Below are 15,171 nucleotides of genomic sequence, written 5' to 3'. Positions count from 1 at the left end.
CACACCCCACCGCAACCGCCACCCCCTTCTCATCCAGCGAACAAACCCCGCGTCCCCCGCGCTGCCGCCGCCAAATCCCCTAGCCTCAAGCGCAGCAATCAGGGGGGACCACGCATCATGATCAACATCCCGCGCGCCCTCGCCCTGCTCGCCGCCCTGCCGCTGCTCGGCGCCGCCCCCACAGAGCACTGGCCGCTCGCCCCAAAAGCCCCCAAAGACGCCCCCAGCGTCCTCCTCATCCTCCTCGATGATACCGGCTTTGCCGACACCAGCAGCTTCGGCGGCCTCGCCCAGACCCCCGCCCTCGATGCGCTCGCCGATGAAGGCCTGATCTACAATAATTTCAACGTCACCGCGATGTGCTCCCCCACCCGCGCCGCGCTGCTGTCCGGCCACAACCACCACGCAACAGGCTTCGCCGCCATCACCGAATACGCCGCCGCCCACCCCGGCTATGACAGCTACTGGAAGAAAAACACCGCGCCCGTCGCCGAAGTCCTGCGCCAAAGCGGCTACAACACCGCCGCCATCGGCAAATGGCACAACACGCCCGAATGGGAGATCTCGCCCGCCGGCCCGTTCGACCGCTGGCCCACAGGGCTGGGCTTTGAATATTTCTACGGCTTCATGGGCGCCGAAGACAATCAGTGGGAGCCCGACCGCCTCTACGAAAACACGACCCATATCGAGGCCCCCTACACCCCCGAACAAGGCTATCACCTCACCAAAGACCTCGCCGACAGGGCGCTCGGCTGGCTCGGCCAACACCGCTCCATGGCCGATCAAAAGCCCTTCTTCCTCTATGTCGCCACCGGCGGCACCCACACCCCCCATCATGCCCCGTCAGACTGGATCGCCCGCTATCACGGCAAGTTCGACGCCGGCTGGGACGAACTGCGCGCCCAGGTCTTCGCCCGCCAGAAAGCGCTCGGCATCATCCCCCCGTCTGCCGTCCTCACGCCGCGCCCCGCCCAGATCCCCGCCCAAATCCCCGCATGGGCCAGCCTCAGCGCCGATGAGCGCCGCCTCTACGCCCGCCAGATGGAAGTCTACGCCGCCTATCTCGCCTATACCGATCATCATCTCGGCCGCATCATCAACGCCGCCCGGGCCGCCGATCCCAACACCCTCATCCTCTACATCGCCGGCGACAATGGCGCGCTCGGCACACCGCTCCCCGGCTACGGCGGCGAAGCCAGCGTCAGCGAAAATCTCACCCGCTTGCGTGAGTTCGGCGGGCCGGATGTGCCCTACAACCAGTCGCAAGGCGGCTGGGGCTGGATGGGCAACACCCCCTTCCAATATTGGAAAACCGTCGCCTCCCATTTCGGCGGCCTGCGCGCGCCCATGGTCATCAGTTGGCCCGGTCATCTGCCGAGAAACCGCGCGCTCCGCCCGCAATTCACCCATGTCACCGATATCGTCCCCACCCTCTACGATCTCATCGGCCTCGCCCCGCCCAAGGCCGTCAACGGCACCCCCCAGCGCCCGCTCCCGGGCGCCAGCCTGCGCCCCACCTTCGCCAGCCCGTCCGCCCCCAGCCCCCACCCCACCCAATATTTCGAGCTGCTCACCAACCGCGCCATTTATCACGAGGGCTGGATGGCCTCGGCACTCAGCGCCCGATACGCGCCGGGCAAGACGCAGGACGAATGGGAGCTCTACAACATCACACAGGACTTCACCCAGTCTCGCAATCTCGCCAGCCAATATCCTGAAAAACTTGCCGAACTCAAAGCCCTGTTCGACCGCGAAGCCAAGGCCAACCTCGTCGAACCGCTGGGCGGCGCCAATTTCCGCTCCGCCACCAAGCCCTTCCCCTTCAACGGCCGCAATCGCTTCGATTTCTACTCAGGCGCCAGCCACATTCCCTATGCCCAACTCCCCAAGCTCAACCGCAGCTTCACCCTCGAAGCCGATGTCGAGATCGACCAGCCAGCCGCCAGCGGCGTGCTCGCCAGCTTCGGCTTCAAAGGCAAGGGCTTCATCTGGTATCTCGACCAGGGCCGCCTCACATATGAAAACAGCATCGGCACCCGGGCCCAAACCGTCACCACCGCCGCCCCCCTCCCCCCCGGCCGCCACCGCCTCGAAGCCCGCTTCACCTGCACCAGCTGCACCACGCCCGCCAGCGCCTTCCAGACCATCAGCGGCACCCTCACCCTCGCCGTAGACGGCACCCCCGTCACCACCCAGCCGCTGCCCCGCGTCAACCTCACCAACGCCGGCGAAGGCTTCGCCCTCCACATCGCCCAAACCGGCGGCTCCCACATCTCCACCGCCGTCAAAGCCCCCGCCCCCCTCCAGGGCCAACTCCACCGCCTCACCATCACCCTCAACTAACCACCCAAACCACCCCGTCGCCCCCTCTTCCCCGTCACCCCCGCTCCCTCTTCGTCACCCCCGCGAAGGTGGGGGCCCATCTCCCGCCCCCGACACCAGAAACCAAAGTCCAGACCGCCCCGCCGCCAACCCAACCCGCCCCATCGCCCCGGCCTTGAGCCGGGGCCTAAGCACAACCCACCCCACCAGCGAAAACGCAAGAAAGCCTCCGGCGGGCAGGGACTCGTCCCTGCACCCATTCCTCGGCAAGCCGCGCCGCGCTCCGGCAGTGCGGCCAAAAATTCGCCGCACCATCGCCTCGCCGCGCACGTCGAACAAACAAAATCCTCCGGCGACTGGGGCCCCATGCCCCGGAAGCAAATGCGCCCCCAGATATTCAGCGCGCGTCGGGAAAGGACTGGGTCTTGCCGAGGTTCTTGCGCATCACCCGCTCCAACGCATCGACCGCGTCCATCAGATCGTCATGCACATTGCGCGCCTGCTCATGCGCCGTTCTGATCCGCGGGTGCATCTCGGTCACATCGCTGTCGCCCTGCGCCGTTCCATGCGCGCGCACTTCGCGTTCATGCAAGTCAAAGCCCGTCTGATGCCCCTTCAGCGCCGCCGCCACCGCCTCCAGCCGCCGCACCGCCGCCATATGCTCGGCATTCCACCGCGCCAATTCGTCCAGCCAAACCCGCTTGTCCGCCGCCTCGCTCGCGCTCAGCGCCTGCGCGTCCGCCCCCGTCTTCTGCGCCATCACCGGCCCCGCCAACCCCAGGCCAGCCATCGCCGCCAGCATCACCAAGATCCGCATAACCGCCCGCTCCCACCACACCAGCAAAACACGCTGGCATGTTACATGGTCACACCCCTATGTTTTTGCAAGCGTTTATTAATAGCAATCAGATCACAGCCCAGCGCCGCCGCCGCATCGCTGCGCCCCCGGCCTCCGGCATCCCGTCCGCCCCGCCTCTTCAGGCCCGCCGTTCGATTCGGATCAAGTCAGATTCAGGTTGCAATTCATAACCAAATAGGATATATTTCTCTTGCCTGTGACCCAAAAATCACGAAAACCCCCGCGACCCCCTAACCTTCCTGACCTTCCAGACCCCCTCAAACCCCACCCGAAACCACCAGCCCGTGCCGCTTCTTGCCGGCCGAGACCTTGGCGCCGGGTGCCACCATCGCCGCCTCATCCGACACCGCCTCGCCGTCGATGCGCGCACCCCCGCCCGCCACCAGCCGCCGCGCCTCGCCCTTCGAAGCCGCAAAGCCAAGCCCGACCAGCGCCTCCAATATCGTCACCGGCCCCGCCACCTCAAACTTCGGCAGCGCCTCCCCGGCCCCCCCGCCAAAGGTCGCCGCCGCCGTCGCCGCCGCGGCCTCCGCCTCGGCCCGCCCCCGGCACAGCGAAGTCGCCTCGGTGGCGAGGCGCACCTTGGCCGCATTGATGTCGCCGGCCATCACCTCCGCCACCTCATCCAGGTTCAGATCGGTGAACAATTTCAAGAACCTCTCCACGTCTCTATCATCGGTGTTCCGCCAGAACTGCCAATAATCGAAGTCCGAAAGCAGCTCACGGTTCAGCCAAACCGCCCCGGCCGCCGTCTTGCCCATCTTCGATCCATCAGCACGGGTAATCAGCGGCGTCGTCAGCCCAAAGGCCTCCCGCCCCTCGATACGCCGGATGAGGTCGGTGCCATTGACGATATTCCCCCATTGGTCCGACCCGCCCATCTGCAACACACAGCCAAAGCGCCGGTTCAGCTCAAGAAAATCATAGGCTTGAAGGATCATGTAGTTGAATTCAAGAAACGACAACGGCTGCTCCCGCTCCAGCCGCAGCCGCACACTGTCGAACGAAAGCATCCGGTTGACCGAGAAATGCCTGCCCACGTCCCGCAAGAAGGGCACATAGGCCAGCCCCGACAGCCAGTCGTCATTGTTGACCATCAGCGCATCCGAAGGCCCGTCGCCAAACACCAGAAACCGCTCAAAAGCCGTGCGAATGCTTGCCATGTTCGCCGCAATCCGTTCATCATCAAGCAGTTGGCGCGCATCATCCTTGCCGCTCGGGTCGCCCACCTTGGTCGTCCCCCCGCCCATCACCACGATCGGCCGGTGCCCCGCCCGCTGCAGGTGCCTCAGCATCATGATCGAGACCAGATGCCCGATGTGCAGACTCGGCCCCGTGCAATCAAAGCCGATATAGCCGGTGATCCGCCCCTTCAACGCCTCATCCAGGCCTGCCGGATCAGTGACTTGATGGATGAACCCCCGCGTCTCGAGCGTGGTCAGAAGATCGGATGCATATGTCATGCCTGCGCCCATACCCCGCATGACAGGCCCGCGCCAAGCCGCTAGCGTGTATCCATGCGACCCCTGCTTGCCCTCGGCCTCATGTCCGGCACCTCGCGCGACGGCATCGATGCCGCCCTCCTCCTCACCGACGGCGAGGAGATCGCCGAGCCCAAGGGCTTCCTCACCATAGCCTATGAGCTTGATTTCCAAGCAAGACTTGGGGCAGCCTGCGCCCGCGCCCTCGAACTCACCCGCCCCGCCTCCGACCCGCTGATCGACGCCGTCTCGGCCGAACTCGCCGGCCTCCACACCATCGCCGTCCACCGCCTCCTCGCCGCCACCGGCACGCCGCGCGAAGACGTCGCCCTGATCGGTTTCCACGGCCACACCGTCGCCCACCGCCCCAAATCCGGCTGGACCTGGCAGACCGGCGACGCCGACCTGCTCGCTACCGCCACCCGCCTGCCCGTCATCCATGATTTCCGAAGTGCCGATGTCGCCGCCGGCGGCCAGGGCGCCCCGCTCGCCCCGGGCTATCATCGCGCCCGCTCCGTCGCCCTTGGCCGGCCTTTAGGCGTCCTCAATCTCGGCGGCGTCGGCAATCTCACCTGGTTCAGCGAGCGCGAATGGGGCAGCTTCGACACTGGCCCCGCCAACGCGCTCATCGATGACTGGGTGCGCGCCGCCACCGGCCAAGCCTATGACAAAAATGGCCAACTCGCCGCCACCGGGAGCATACAGGAGACCATCCTCACCGCCATGCTCGACCTGCCCTGGTTCGACGCGCCGCCCCCCAAATCGCTCGACCGCAATGATTTCGACATCGCCCCCGTCCGCACGCTGAGCCCTTCAGACGGCGCCGCCACGCTCACCGCCTTCACCGCCGAAACGGTCCGCCTCGCGCTCGGCCATGTCCCGCCGCTCGCCCGCCTGCTCGTCACCGGCGGCGGCCGCCACAACCCGGTGCTGATGGCGATGATCGAGCGCCACACCGGCGTCCCCACCGCCCCGGTCGAAGCCGTCGGCTGGAACGGTGACGCGCTCGAGGCCGAAGCCTTCGCCTGGCTCGCCGTCCGAAGCCACCGTGGCCTGCCCCTCAGCTGGCCCGAAACAACCGGCGTCCCCGCCCCCCAAACCGGCGGCCGCCGCGCTGGCTAGCGGCCGCCGTCCGCCAGCCGCATATCGAGATATCCGTCCACCGCGCCCATCAGCAGATCCATCTCGTTCTGGAAGAAATGGTTGGCCCCGGCGATGGTCTGGTGCTCGATGGTGATGTGCCGCTGCGTCTTCAGCTTCTCGACCAGCTTGAGCACGGCAGAGGTCGGCACCACCTCGTCCACCTCGCCGTCAACGATGATGCCGCTCGAAGGACAGGGCGCCAGAAAGCTGAAATCATACATGTTCGCCGGCGGCGCGATGGAGATGAACCCCTTGATCTCCGGCCGCCGCATCAGCAATTGCATGCCAATCCAGGCGCCGAAGGAAAAGCCGCCCACCCAGGTCGTCCGCGCCTCGGGGTTGAACTGCTGCACCCAGTCAAGCGCGCTCGCCGCATCGGAAAGCTCGCCAATGCCATTGTCGAACACGCCTTCGCTGCGCCCGACCCCACGGAAATTGAAGCGCAAGACCGCAAAGCCGCGCTTCACGAAGCTGTTATAGAGGGCGATCACGATCGGGTGGTTCATCGTGCCCTGGGCAGGATGCGGCTGCAGCAGGATCGCCACGGGCGCACGCGGCACGGGACCGGGCTGATAACGGCCTTCCAGCCGGCCTTCCGGGCCGGGAAAAATGACTTCGGGCATAGGGCTCCCATCGCAAAGGGTGTGCGCAAAACGCAGCCTCGTCTATAGTGCCCAGATGCGCGATCACGCAATCAAAAGCCGCATCTATCTCGACCATGCCGCCACCACCCCGGCTTGGCCAGAGGCGCGCGCCGCCATGGCAGAGGCGCTGGCGCTGCCCGGCAACCCTGCCTCGCTCCACGCCGAAGGCCGGGAGGCGCGCGCAGCCCTTGAAGCTGCGCGCGATGCGCTGGCCCGTCTCGCCGCCTGCGCGCCCGATGATGTCATCCTGACCAGCGGCGGCACCGAAGCCATCAGCCTTGCCCTCGCCCCCCATGGCCGCATCCTCGCCAGCGCCACCGAGCATAGCGCCATGCTCGCCGCCCGCCCCGACATCACGCGCCTGCCCGTCGACCGCCACGGCCTGCTCGACATTGAGGCCCTGGCCTCAGCGCTGTCCCACGGCCCGGCGCTGGTTGCGGTCCAGCATGTCAACAACGAGACCGGCGTCATCCAGCCGATCGACGCCATCGCCGCGCTGGTGCACAGCCATGGCGGCCTGTTGCTGGTCGATTGCGTCCAGTCCGCCGGCAAGCTGGCCTTGCCTAAAGCCGATTACCGCGCCCTCTCCGCCCACAAGATGGGCGGCCCGATGGGCGCAGGCGCGCTCATTGCTGCCCCATCCGCGGCGCTTGCCGCACGCGACGGCGCGCAGGAGCACGGCCACCGCCCCGGCACGCCGGCGCTCGCCGCCCATGCCGGCTGGGCCGCCGCCCTTGCCGCCCCGCCGCCCGATTGGGCCGCCGTCCAGCGTCGCCGCACCGCGCTTGAAGCCCGGCTCAAGGCCGCCGGCGCCGTCATTCACGGCGAAGCCGCACCGCGCGGCCCGCATGTCAGCAGCATCGGCATGCCCGGCGTCTCGGCCACGACCCAGCTGATGACGCTCGATCTCGCCGGCTTCGCGGTGAGCGCCGGGGCTGCCTGTTCGTCCGGCAAGGCCAGCGCCAGCCATGTGCTTGCGGCCATGGGGCTGGGCGCTGCGGCCGGCGAGGCCATCCGCGTCAGCCTGTCGCCCGCCACCACCGATGAGGAGCTCGCAGCCTTTGCCGACGCCTGGGAGGCGATGGCAGCGCGGCTGCGAAAGAGAGCCGCATGACCCTGCCCATCTATCTTGATTACGGCGCCACCACGCCGCTCGACCCCGCCGTTGCCGCTGCCATGGAACCCTGGGGCGTCGCCCATTTCGGCAACCCGCACAGCGCGCACCGCTGGGGCTATGAGGCCCGGGCTGCGGTCGAGACGGCCCGCGCTCAGGTCGCCGCGCTGCTCGGGGCGACAGCGGAGAGCATCGCCTTTACCAGCGGCGCCACCGAAGCGGTCAACTGGGCCTTGAAGGGCCTGCTGATGGCGCCGGGCCAGACCCGCCGCCGCATCGTCACGCTCGCCACCGAACACAGCTGCGTGCTCGAAACGGCTGAATATCTGGCCAGCATCGGCGCCACCCTCACCGTCGTGCCCGTCCGCGAAAGCGGGCTCGTCGATCTCGGCGACCTCGAACGCGCGCTCGGCGAGGATGTCGCGCTGGTCTCGGTGATGGCGGTCAACAACGAGACCGGTGTCATCCAGCCGCTCGCCGACATCGCCCGGCTGGCGCACAGCGTCGGCGCGGTCATGCACAGCGATGCCGCCCAGGCCTTTGGCAAGATTCCGCTCGATGTCGAGGCGATGGGGATCGATCTGCTCAGCCTCAGCGGCCACAAGATCTACGGTCCCAAGGGTGTGGGCGCGCTCTATCGCCGCCCGTTCACCCGCATCGCGCCGCTGCTGCACGGCGGCGGACAAGAGGATGGCCGCTCGGGCACGCTCGCCACCCCGCTCATCGTCGGGCTGGGCGAAGCCGCGCGCATCGCAGGCGTGCTCATGGCCGAAGACGCCGCCCATGCGAGAGCGCTGCATGACCGGCTGCTCGCCGGCCTCAATGTCGCCCACCGCATCCATGGCACGCGCGAGGCCGCCTGGCCCGGCCTCGTCAATCTGGGCTTCCCCGCGCTGTCGGGCCGCCCCATCCTGCCGCTGCTCCCGGGCATCGCAGCCTCCTCGGGCTCGGCCTGCAGCGCCGTCACCGGCCGGCCCAGCCATGTGCTCACCGCGCTGGGCCTCAAAGAGGCTGATGCAAAATCCGCCCTGCGTCTTGGTTTCGGACGCTTCACACTTGCTTCAGACATTGATATTGCAGTGCAACAAATCAACGCGCTTATCACGCGCATCACCGCAGAGGCCGCTTGACCACGCCCATGCCCCAGATCCGGTTCTTCGCACAGGATGGAACGCTCGTCGAAAGTGTCGAGGCGCCAAGTGGCACCCGCCTGCTCGATCTCGCCCAAATTCATGGCCAGCCGCTCGAAGGCAGCTGCGAAGGCGCCATGGCCTGCAGCACCTGCCATGTCCTCATCATCGGCGGGGACGTCGACAAGCTGCCCGAGCCGAGCGACGAGGAAGAGGACATGCTCGATTTCGCCGTGGGCGCCAGCCGTGCCTCGCGGCTGGCCTGCCAGATCATGCTCACCGCCGATATCGCCAGCCTCGATGTGCGCATGCCGCCGGGCGTCATCGACATGAGCCGAAAATGACATTCTCGCGCCGCGTCCTGCTGCTGGCAGGTCTCGCTGCGCCTCTTCACGCCCAAGGCGCCAAGACGCCGGCCCCCTTCGACAGTGCTGTTCTCGCTCTCAAGCCGGGCGAATGGATCTGGGACGGGGCCATCGCGCCCGCCGGCCCGATGCTGCTGACCGTCAATCTTGCCGTCCAGCGCGCCTATGTCTACCGCAACGGCGTCCGCATCGGTGCCTCGACCATCTCCTCGGGCAAGCCCGGCAAGCGCACGCCAACAGGCGTTTTCCAGATCCTGCAAAAGAACCGCGATCACCGCTCAAACCTCTACAATGATGCGCCCATGCCCTTCATGCAGCGCCTGACCTGGGACGGGATTGCGCTTCATGCTGGCAATCTGCCCGGCTATCCAGCCAGCCATGGCTGCATCCGCCTGCCCTATGCCTTTGCCGAAGCGCTGTTTGCCGCCAGCCCCATGGGCATGACGGTGATCGTCCATGATGCGCCGCTGCTGCCCGAAACCGTGGAAAGCGACGCCGTTCTCGCGCGCTTCGCACCCGCCAGAGACGGCGATCTCGCCGCCGCCCTTGCCGACCCGCTCGATGACCGCGACATCTTCCGCTGGACCCCGGAGCGCGCGCCCGAGGGACCGCTGACCATCGTCCTCACCAGCGCCAACAAGCGGCTGATTGTCTTCCGTGCCGGTGTCGAGATCGGCCGGGCGCGTGTGTCCGTGCCCAAGGATTTCCACATCGGCACCCGCGCCGCCCAATTCGCCGGCCGCGCGCCCGACGGCACCGCGCGCTGGATCTACACCGCCATCTCCACCTACCAGCCCCGCGAAGGCCAGGCCGTGGAAAAGGACGCGCTCGATGCCGTCACCATCCCGCCCGCCTTTGTCGCGGCGCTGCGCCCGCTGGTCGGCGAAGGCACCACGCTGCTTGCCACCGACGGCGGCTTGCTCGAAGGGCGCACCGGCACGGCGCTCACCGTCATCACCAACGACTGACCTTGCCCTCGGCCCCCATCTGCCCCATATGGCGCGTGGGAGTCGGGCGGGCAGCGCTCTCGCCAACCCGGTCAGGTCCGGAAGGAAGCAGCCGTAACGAATTCGCGCTGGGTCGTTCCCGGCTCCCACCGCGCCGAGGGCACATCCGCGCAGAATGAAATGACGCGAGCGGCCCAACCCGCTACACCTTCCCCCAATGACCGATTCAACCGATTCCAGCCTGTTCGGCGATGATGTGCCTCTTGCGCCACCGCCCGCCTACCGCGTGCTCGCCCGCAAATATCGCCCCGGAGATTTCGCCGGGCTGATCGGCCAGCAGGCCATGGTGCAGACGCTGGCCAACGCCATTGCGCGCGACCGGCTGGCACAGGCCTGGCTGCTCACCGGCGTGCGCGGCGTCGGCAAGACCAGCACCGCGCGCATCATCGCGCGCGCCCTCAACTGCATCGGCCCGGACGGTCAGGGCGGGCCGACCATCGAGCCCTGTGGCCAATGCAGCCACTGCCAGCAGATCGCCAGCGGCAGCCACATGGACGTCATCGAGATGGACGCCGCCTCCAACACCGGCGTCGATGACGTGCGCGAGATCATCGAGGCGGTGCGCTACGCCGCCGTCTCGGCGCGCTACAAGATCTACATCATCGACGAAGTTCACATGCTCTCGAAAAACGCCTTCAACGCATTGTTGAAGACGCTCGAGGAGCCGCCGCCGCATGTGAAGTTCATCTTCGCCACCACCGAGGTGCAGAAGCTGCCCGTCACCGTGCTCAGCCGCTGCCAGCGCTTCGACCTGCGCCGCGTGCCCGCCGATGTGCTCGCAGAGCATTTCGCCGGAATCGCGGCGAAGGAGAAGGTCGAGGCCGAGCCGGAGGCGCTGGCACTCATTGCGCGCGCCGCCGAAGGCTCGGTGCGCGACGGCCTGTCGCTGCTCGACCAGGCCATTGCGCACGGCGGTGACAGGGTTTCGGCCGCCCAGGTGCGCGACATGCTGGGCCTCGCCGACCGCGGCGCCGTGCGTGCGCTGCTTGGCCATTGCCTCGCCGGCGATGCCCCGGCCATGCTCGCCGCAGTCGCTGAACAGCATGCGCTGGGCCGTGAGCCCGAAGCGCTGCTGCGCGAGCTGCTGGGGCTGGTCCATATGATCACCCGCACGCGCATCGCGCCCGCTGAAGACAATGCGCTCAGCGCCGAGGAGCGCGGCTCCATCGAGGATTGGGCAGCACGGCTCGATTTTCCAGCGCTGCACCGGCTCTGGCAGCTGATGCTCAAGGGGCTTGCCGATGTGCAGGCCGCGCCCGACCCGCTGCAGGCGGCGGAGATGGCGCTGCTGCGCCTGATCCACGCCAGCCAGCTGCCAGATCCGGGCGAGGTGCTGCGTGCGCTCGCCGAAGGTGGTGCGATGCCGGCCGGCGCTGCTGCGCCTGTGGCGCGCCCCGCAGCGCCCCAGCCATCGATGCGTCTGCCGCAGGATCTGGCCGCGATCGTGCGGCTTTTCGAAGCCAATACCGAGCCCCAGCTTGCCCATATGCTCTCCGACGAGCTGCGGCTCATCGACTATGCGCCGTCTGCCAGTCCGCCGCGCCTGGTGCTCGCAACCGGTCCCAATCCCAGGCGCGAGCCGCTGACCGAGATCGCCCGCTGCCTGCAGGCCTGGACCGACACCGAATGGGACATCAGCTTCCGAGAAAACGGCGGCGGCGCCACGCTGCATGAGGCCGACACCGCTGCCCGCGCCTCGATCCGCGAGGCGGCCGCGCGCGACCCGACGGTTGCGGCACTTCTCGATCATTTCAAGGACGCCGAGATCATCAGCGTCGATGCCCAGGAAAGGACCAGCAATGCCCAATCTCGATGAACTCATGGCTGCCGCCCGCAATGTGCAGGAGCAGATGGCCAAGGCCCAGGCCGAGCTGGACAACATCATCGTCGAGGGCATGAGCGGCGGCGGCATGGTGCGCATCCGCGCCACCGCGCGCGGGCAGGTGCGCGGCGTGCAGCTCGATCCGTCGCTGTTGACGCCCGATTCGAAAGAAATGCTCGAAGACCTGATCACCGCCGCCTTCAATGACACCAAGGCCAAGGCCGATCAGGCCGGCAGCGCCGAAATGGCCAAGCTGACGGCCGGGATGCCGCTTCCGCCGGGCTTCAAGCTGCCCGGCATGTAGCGCCTAGAGGCAGGCGTCCAGCCCGTCTGTGGCCACCACACGGGCGCGCTTCTCAATGCTGCCGGCATAGCGGCGCACGAACGGCCCCGGTCGCCCAGCGTTGCGCTTGATCGGCTGTGGCAGCACGGCCGCCAGCTGCGCCGCCTGCCGCCGGCTCAGCTGCGCCGCAGATACACCGAAGTGATGCCGTGCTGCCGCCTCGGCGCCGTAAATGCCCGGCCCCATCTCGGCGACATTCAGATAGACCTCCATGATCCGCTGCTTGCCCCAGAGCGTCTCGATCAGCAGCGTGAACCAGGCCTCCAGCCCCTTTCGCAGCCAGGAGCGCCCAGGCCAGAGAAAGGCGTTCTTCGCCGTCTGCTGGGAAATCGTCGAGCCGCCGCGCAGCCGGTCGCCTTGCGCATTGCGCATCGCTGCCGCCCGGATTGCGTCCACGTCAAAGCCATGATGGCTGCAAAAACCGCTGTCCTCCGCGCCGATCACGGACCGGGCCAGCGCCGGCGAAATGTCGGAAAGCGCTGTCCAGTCCCGCTGCACGTCCTGACCGGCCAGAAAATCCCGCGCCATCGGCCAGGTGAAAGGCACCGGCACAAAACGGTAGGTCAGCACCCAGCCAAGGCTGAGGATGAACGACCAGAGCAGCACCCGCCGCGCCAGTCCAACGATCGATGACGAAAGTGCTCGGCGCACATGTCCCCCAATTCAGGGATCCCGCTTGCGCGCCAGCGGCGGCGGCGTCAATCCGGCTTGCGCCCCAGAAGAGCCGCACTGAATACGAGGCTGCCCAGCAGCATCACCGCCGTCTCCAGGCTGCTAAGCCCGCCCGGTGCTGCCCGGGCCGGGTCCACCAGCGCCTGCTGCGAGACCGGCTGAACCGCAGCGCGCCGGCCCGGCTGATCGTCAATGACCTTGAGGGCCAGCGCCGGGGAGGCTGCGAGCCCTGCCAGACAGACAATGGAAAGCCACCGAACCAAAGCCATAGATACCCCAATGTGACGCGGAGACATCACTCGCGCTGCACTGCACAATGGCGCAATAAGGTTAAAGTTCAACGACGAGGCGCGAGAAAAAATCGCCTCTCCGCTTTGCGGTCAGTCAGCCTCGGGCAGGAGCCGCTGTTCGGTGGCCAGCGCGTGCATGGCTTTCGACAGCTTCTCGAAGGCGCGCACCTCGATCTGCCGCACCCGCTCGCGACTGATGTCATATTGCTGGCTCAGCGCCTCCAGCGTCTCGGGCTCGTCGATCAGGCGGCGCTGGGTCAGGATATGCCGCTCGCGTTCGTTGAGCGCGCCCATCGCCTCGGTGAGCAGCGCATGGCGCTGGTCGCGCTCCTGTTCGTCGGCCACCAGCTCGTCCTGCAGCGGGCCGCTGTCGGCCAGCCAGTCCTGCCACTCGCCCTCGCCTTCCTCGCGCAGCGGCGTGTTGAGGCTGGCGTCGCCGCCCATCGACATCCGCCGGTTCATGGCGTTAACCTCGTCCTCGCTCACCCCGAGCGTGGTCGCGATCTTTTCCAGGTCCGCGCCGCGCAGATCCCCGTCCTGGGTGGCGCCGATCTTGCCCTTCAGCCGCCGCAGGTTGAAAAACAGCTTCTTCTGCGCTGCCGTGGTGCCGATCTTCACCAGGCTCCAGGAGCGCAGGATATATTCCTGGATCGCCGCCCTGATCCACCACATCGCATAGGTCGCCAGCCGAAAGCCCTTCTCGGCATCAAACTTCTTCACGCCCTGGATGAGCCCGATATTCCCTTCCGAAATCAGCTCCGCCACCGGCAGGCCATAGCCGCGATAGCCCATGGCGATCTTCGCCACGAGCCGCAGGTGGCTGGTCACCAGCTGGGCGGCCGCCTCCGGGTCCTCATGCTCGGCCCAGCGCTTGGCAAGCATATATTCCTGCTCGGGCGAGAGCATGGGAAACTTGCGGATTTCCGCCAGATAGCGGTTGAGCCCGGCCTCGCCGCCCAGCGCTGGAATGCTCATCTTTGCCGGCACATTCGCCATAAGTCCTCCTACACGTCGCCTGAAAGACGACCAATCAAGTCCGATATATCATCCGGGAGTGGCGATTCAAATGCCATGGTCTCCCCCAACAGCGGATGAACAAAGCCGAGCGTGGCCGCGTGCAGCGCCTGACGACGGAAGTTCAGCGCCTGCAACACCGTCGCCAGCCGCCCCGGCATCCGCCCATAAACAGGGTCGCCGGCCAGCGGATGGCCGATCGAAGCCATGTGCACCCGGATCTGGTGGGTGCGCCCCGTCTCCAGCCGGCACTCAACCTGTGCCGCCCCTTCAAAGGCCCTGAGTGTGCGGAAATGGGTAACCGCCCACTTGCCGCGCCCGTCAGCGACAATGGCCATTTTCTGCCGGTTGGCGGTCGAACGCGCCAGCGCGCCGTCGATCCGCCCCGCCGGCGGCACCGGCACGCCCGCCACCACCGCCAGATAGCGCCGCTCCACCGTATGGGCAGCAAACTGGCGTGCCAGCGCTTCATGCGCAGTGTCGGTCTTGGCCACCACCAGCAGCCCCGAGGTATCCTTGTCGATACGGTGCACGATCCCGGGCCGGGCCACCCCGCCAATGCCCGACAGCCGCCCGGCGCAGTGGTGCAGCAGCGCATTGACCATGGTGCCATCGAGATTGCCAGCCGCCGGATGCACCACCAGCCCGGCCGGCTTGTCGACCACCAGCAGCGCCTCATCCTCATGCACGATCCTGAGCGGAATGTCCTGCGCCTGCGTATCCGAGGGCCGCGCCGGCGGAATCCGCAGGCACAGCACCTCGCCGCCCTTCATCTTGCGCGCCGGGTCGCGCCACAGTTCCCCGTCCGGCCCGCTCAGCTGGCCGGCCGAGATCAGCGCCTTCAGCCGCTCGCGGCTATGCGCCGGCACCGCAGCGGCCAGCGCACGGTCCAGCCGCCAGCCCGCCGCATCGGCTGAAATCACAAGATCAATCGACTTGTCAGGCCCCATCGGATAGCGATGTCG

General features: G+C 67.3%; 15 protein-coding genes and 1 other RNA gene. 9 read left to right on the top strand and 7 right to left on the bottom strand.

Translation table 11 applies throughout. The features are described 5' to 3' along the window. Positions 1-117 precede the first annotated feature (117 nt). Positions 118-2,343, top strand: a complete 2,226-nt coding sequence (locus tag ACMVO5_RS02010; RefSeq protein ID WP_416908421.1) for an arylsulfatase — start codon at positions 118-120, stop codon at positions 2,341-2,343. 376 nt (positions 2,344-2,719) lie between these two features. On the opposite strand, the gene ACMVO5_RS02005 is transcribed toward ACMVO5_RS02010, so the two are convergent. Both ACMVO5_RS02005 and tyrS read right to left on the bottom strand, forming a co-directional pair. Further along, positions 2,720-3,139, bottom strand: coding sequence for a hypothetical protein (locus ACMVO5_RS02005; RefSeq protein WP_416908420.1), 420 nt, complete (start codon positions 3,137-3,139; stop codon positions 2,720-2,722). Between the two features lie 299 nt (positions 3,140-3,438). Beyond that, positions 3,439-4,644, bottom strand: coding sequence for a tyrosine--tRNA ligase (gene tyrS, locus ACMVO5_RS02000; RefSeq protein WP_416908419.1), 1,206 nt, complete (start codon positions 4,642-4,644; stop codon positions 3,439-3,441). 54 nt (positions 4,645-4,698) lie between these two features. Between tyrS and ACMVO5_RS01995 the strand changes: the two genes are divergently transcribed. After that, positions 4,699-5,784 (top strand): anhydro-N-acetylmuramic acid kinase, encoded by a 1,086-nt coding sequence (locus tag ACMVO5_RS01995; RefSeq protein ID WP_416908417.1) that lies wholly within the window; start codon positions 4,699-4,701, stop codon positions 5,782-5,784. Here the strand turns inward: ACMVO5_RS01995 and ACMVO5_RS01990 are convergent. Then, the gene (locus ACMVO5_RS01990; RefSeq protein ID WP_416908415.1) at positions 5,781-6,428 is read right to left on the bottom strand and encodes an alpha/beta hydrolase; all 648 of its coding nucleotides are present in this window, start codon (positions 6,426-6,428) and stop codon (positions 5,781-5,783) included. The two genes, ACMVO5_RS01995 and ACMVO5_RS01990, sit on opposite strands and share 4 nt — an antisense overlap. A 55-nt stretch (positions 6,429-6,483) precedes the next feature. Here ACMVO5_RS01990 and ACMVO5_RS01985 point away from each other — a divergent pair, with 55 nt between their 5' ends. The 7 genes from ACMVO5_RS01985 to ACMVO5_RS01955 all read left to right on the top strand — a co-directional run bounded on the left by ACMVO5_RS01985 (position 6,484) and on the right by ACMVO5_RS01955 (position 12,191). Then, positions 6,484-7,563 carry a cysteine desulfurase family protein gene (locus tag ACMVO5_RS01985; protein ID WP_416908414.1) on the top strand — a complete coding sequence of 360 codons (1,080 nt, stop codon included), beginning with the start codon at positions 6,484-6,486 and terminating at the stop codon, positions 7,561-7,563. Continuing rightward, positions 7,560-8,693, top strand: a complete 1,134-nt coding sequence (locus ACMVO5_RS01980) for a cysteine desulfurase family protein (protein ID WP_416908412.1) — start codon at positions 7,560-7,562, stop codon at positions 8,691-8,693. The genes ACMVO5_RS01985 and ACMVO5_RS01980 overlap by 4 nt, the downstream gene beginning before the upstream one ends. A gap of 8 nt (positions 8,694-8,701) precedes the next feature. Beyond that, entirely contained in the window at positions 8,702-9,037 is a 336-nt protein-coding gene (locus ACMVO5_RS01975) for a 2Fe-2S iron-sulfur cluster-binding protein (protein ID WP_416908411.1), read from the top strand. Further along, positions 9,034-10,026, top strand: coding sequence for a L,D-transpeptidase (locus ACMVO5_RS01970; protein WP_416908410.1), 993 nt, complete (start codon positions 9,034-9,036; stop codon positions 10,024-10,026). Before ACMVO5_RS01975 ends, ACMVO5_RS01970 begins: the two co-directional genes overlap by 4 nt. 36 nt (positions 10,027-10,062) lie before the next feature. After that, an RNA gene (gene ffs, locus ACMVO5_RS01965) (signal recognition particle sRNA small type) lies at positions 10,063-10,157 on the top strand. 65 nt (positions 10,158-10,222) lie between these two features. Continuing rightward, positions 10,223-11,881 (top strand): DNA polymerase III subunit gamma/tau, encoded by a 1,659-nt coding sequence (locus tag ACMVO5_RS01960; protein WP_416908409.1) that lies wholly within the window; start codon positions 10,223-10,225, stop codon positions 11,879-11,881. Then, the gene (locus ACMVO5_RS01955; protein WP_416908408.1) at positions 11,865-12,191 is read left to right on the top strand and encodes a YbaB/EbfC family nucleoid-associated protein; all 327 of its coding nucleotides are present in this window, start codon (positions 11,865-11,867) and stop codon (positions 12,189-12,191) included. The genes ACMVO5_RS01960 and ACMVO5_RS01955 overlap by 17 nt, the downstream gene beginning before the upstream one ends. A 3-nt stretch (positions 12,192-12,194) precedes the next feature. Here the strand turns inward: ACMVO5_RS01955 and mtgA are convergent, their stop codons facing one another. The 4 genes from mtgA to ACMVO5_RS01935 all read right to left on the bottom strand — a co-directional run bounded on the left by mtgA (position 12,195) and on the right by ACMVO5_RS01935 (position 15,156). After that, complete coding sequence (gene mtgA / locus ACMVO5_RS01950; RefSeq protein WP_416908407.1) at positions 12,195-12,881, bottom strand: monofunctional biosynthetic peptidoglycan transglycosylase; 687 nt, start codon at positions 12,879-12,881, stop codon at positions 12,195-12,197. A 47-nt stretch (positions 12,882-12,928) separates the two neighbouring features. Continuing rightward, positions 12,929-13,171, bottom strand: a complete 243-nt coding sequence (locus tag ACMVO5_RS01945; RefSeq protein ID WP_416908406.1) for a hypothetical protein — start codon at positions 13,169-13,171, stop codon at positions 12,929-12,931. Between the two features lie 111 nt (positions 13,172-13,282). Beyond that, positions 13,283-14,188 (bottom strand): RNA polymerase sigma factor RpoH, encoded by a 906-nt coding sequence (rpoH, locus tag ACMVO5_RS01940; RefSeq protein WP_416908405.1) that lies wholly within the window; start codon positions 14,186-14,188, stop codon positions 13,283-13,285. 8 nt (positions 14,189-14,196) lie between these two features. After that, entirely contained in the window at positions 14,197-15,156 is a 960-nt protein-coding gene (locus ACMVO5_RS01935) for an RluA family pseudouridine synthase (protein ID WP_416908404.1), read from the bottom strand. Positions 15,157-15,171 lie beyond the last annotated feature (15 nt).

The organism is Polymorphobacter sp., from assembly GCF_048007885.1.
In the GTDB taxonomy this organism is placed as follows: domain Bacteria; phylum Pseudomonadota; class Alphaproteobacteria; order Sphingomonadales; family Sphingomonadaceae; genus Sandarakinorhabdus.
The sequence above is the reverse complement of the archived record's forward strand: the minus strand, read 5'-3'. Positions and strand labels throughout refer to the sequence as shown.

Excerpts from the sequence above, each read along its gene's own strand:
- ACMVO5_RS02010 (WP_416908421.1), top strand. The coding sequence starts at position 118 with ATGATCAACATCCCGCGCGCCCTCGCCCTGCTCGCCGCCCTGCCGCTG.
- ACMVO5_RS02005 (WP_416908420.1), bottom strand. The coding sequence starts at position 3,139 with ATGCGGATCTTGGTGATGCTGGCGGCGATGGCTGGCCTGGGGTTGGCG.
- tyrS (WP_416908419.1), bottom strand. The coding sequence starts at position 4,644 with ATGACATATGCATCCGATCTTCTGACCACGCTCGAGACGCGGGGGTTC.
- ACMVO5_RS01995 (WP_416908417.1), top strand. The coding sequence starts at position 4,699 with ATGCGACCCCTGCTTGCCCTCGGCCTCATGTCCGGCACCTCGCGCGAC.
- ACMVO5_RS01990 (WP_416908415.1), bottom strand. The coding sequence starts at position 6,428 with ATGCCCGAAGTCATTTTTCCCGGCCCGGAAGGCCGGCTGGAAGGCCGT.
- ACMVO5_RS01985 (WP_416908414.1), top strand. The coding sequence starts at position 6,484 with ATGCGCGATCACGCAATCAAAAGCCGCATCTATCTCGACCATGCCGCC.
- ACMVO5_RS01980 (WP_416908412.1), top strand. The coding sequence starts at position 7,560 with ATGACCCTGCCCATCTATCTTGATTACGGCGCCACCACGCCGCTCGAC.
- ACMVO5_RS01975 (WP_416908411.1), top strand. The coding sequence starts at position 8,702 with ATGCCCCAGATCCGGTTCTTCGCACAGGATGGAACGCTCGTCGAAAGT.
- ACMVO5_RS01970 (WP_416908410.1), top strand. The coding sequence starts at position 9,034 with ATGACATTCTCGCGCCGCGTCCTGCTGCTGGCAGGTCTCGCTGCGCCT.
- ACMVO5_RS01960 (WP_416908409.1), top strand. The coding sequence starts at position 10,223 with ATGACCGATTCAACCGATTCCAGCCTGTTCGGCGATGATGTGCCTCTT.
- ACMVO5_RS01955 (WP_416908408.1), top strand. The coding sequence starts at position 11,865 with ATGCCCAATCTCGATGAACTCATGGCTGCCGCCCGCAATGTGCAGGAG.
- ACMVO5_RS01945 (WP_416908406.1), bottom strand. The coding sequence starts at position 13,171 with ATGGCTTTGGTTCGGTGGCTTTCCATTGTCTGTCTGGCAGGGCTCGCA.
- rpoH (WP_416908405.1), bottom strand. The coding sequence starts at position 14,188 with ATGGCGAATGTGCCGGCAAAGATGAGCATTCCAGCGCTGGGCGGCGAG.
- ACMVO5_RS01935 (WP_416908404.1), bottom strand. The coding sequence starts at position 15,156 with ATGGGGCCTGACAAGTCGATTGATCTTGTGATTTCAGCCGATGCGGCG.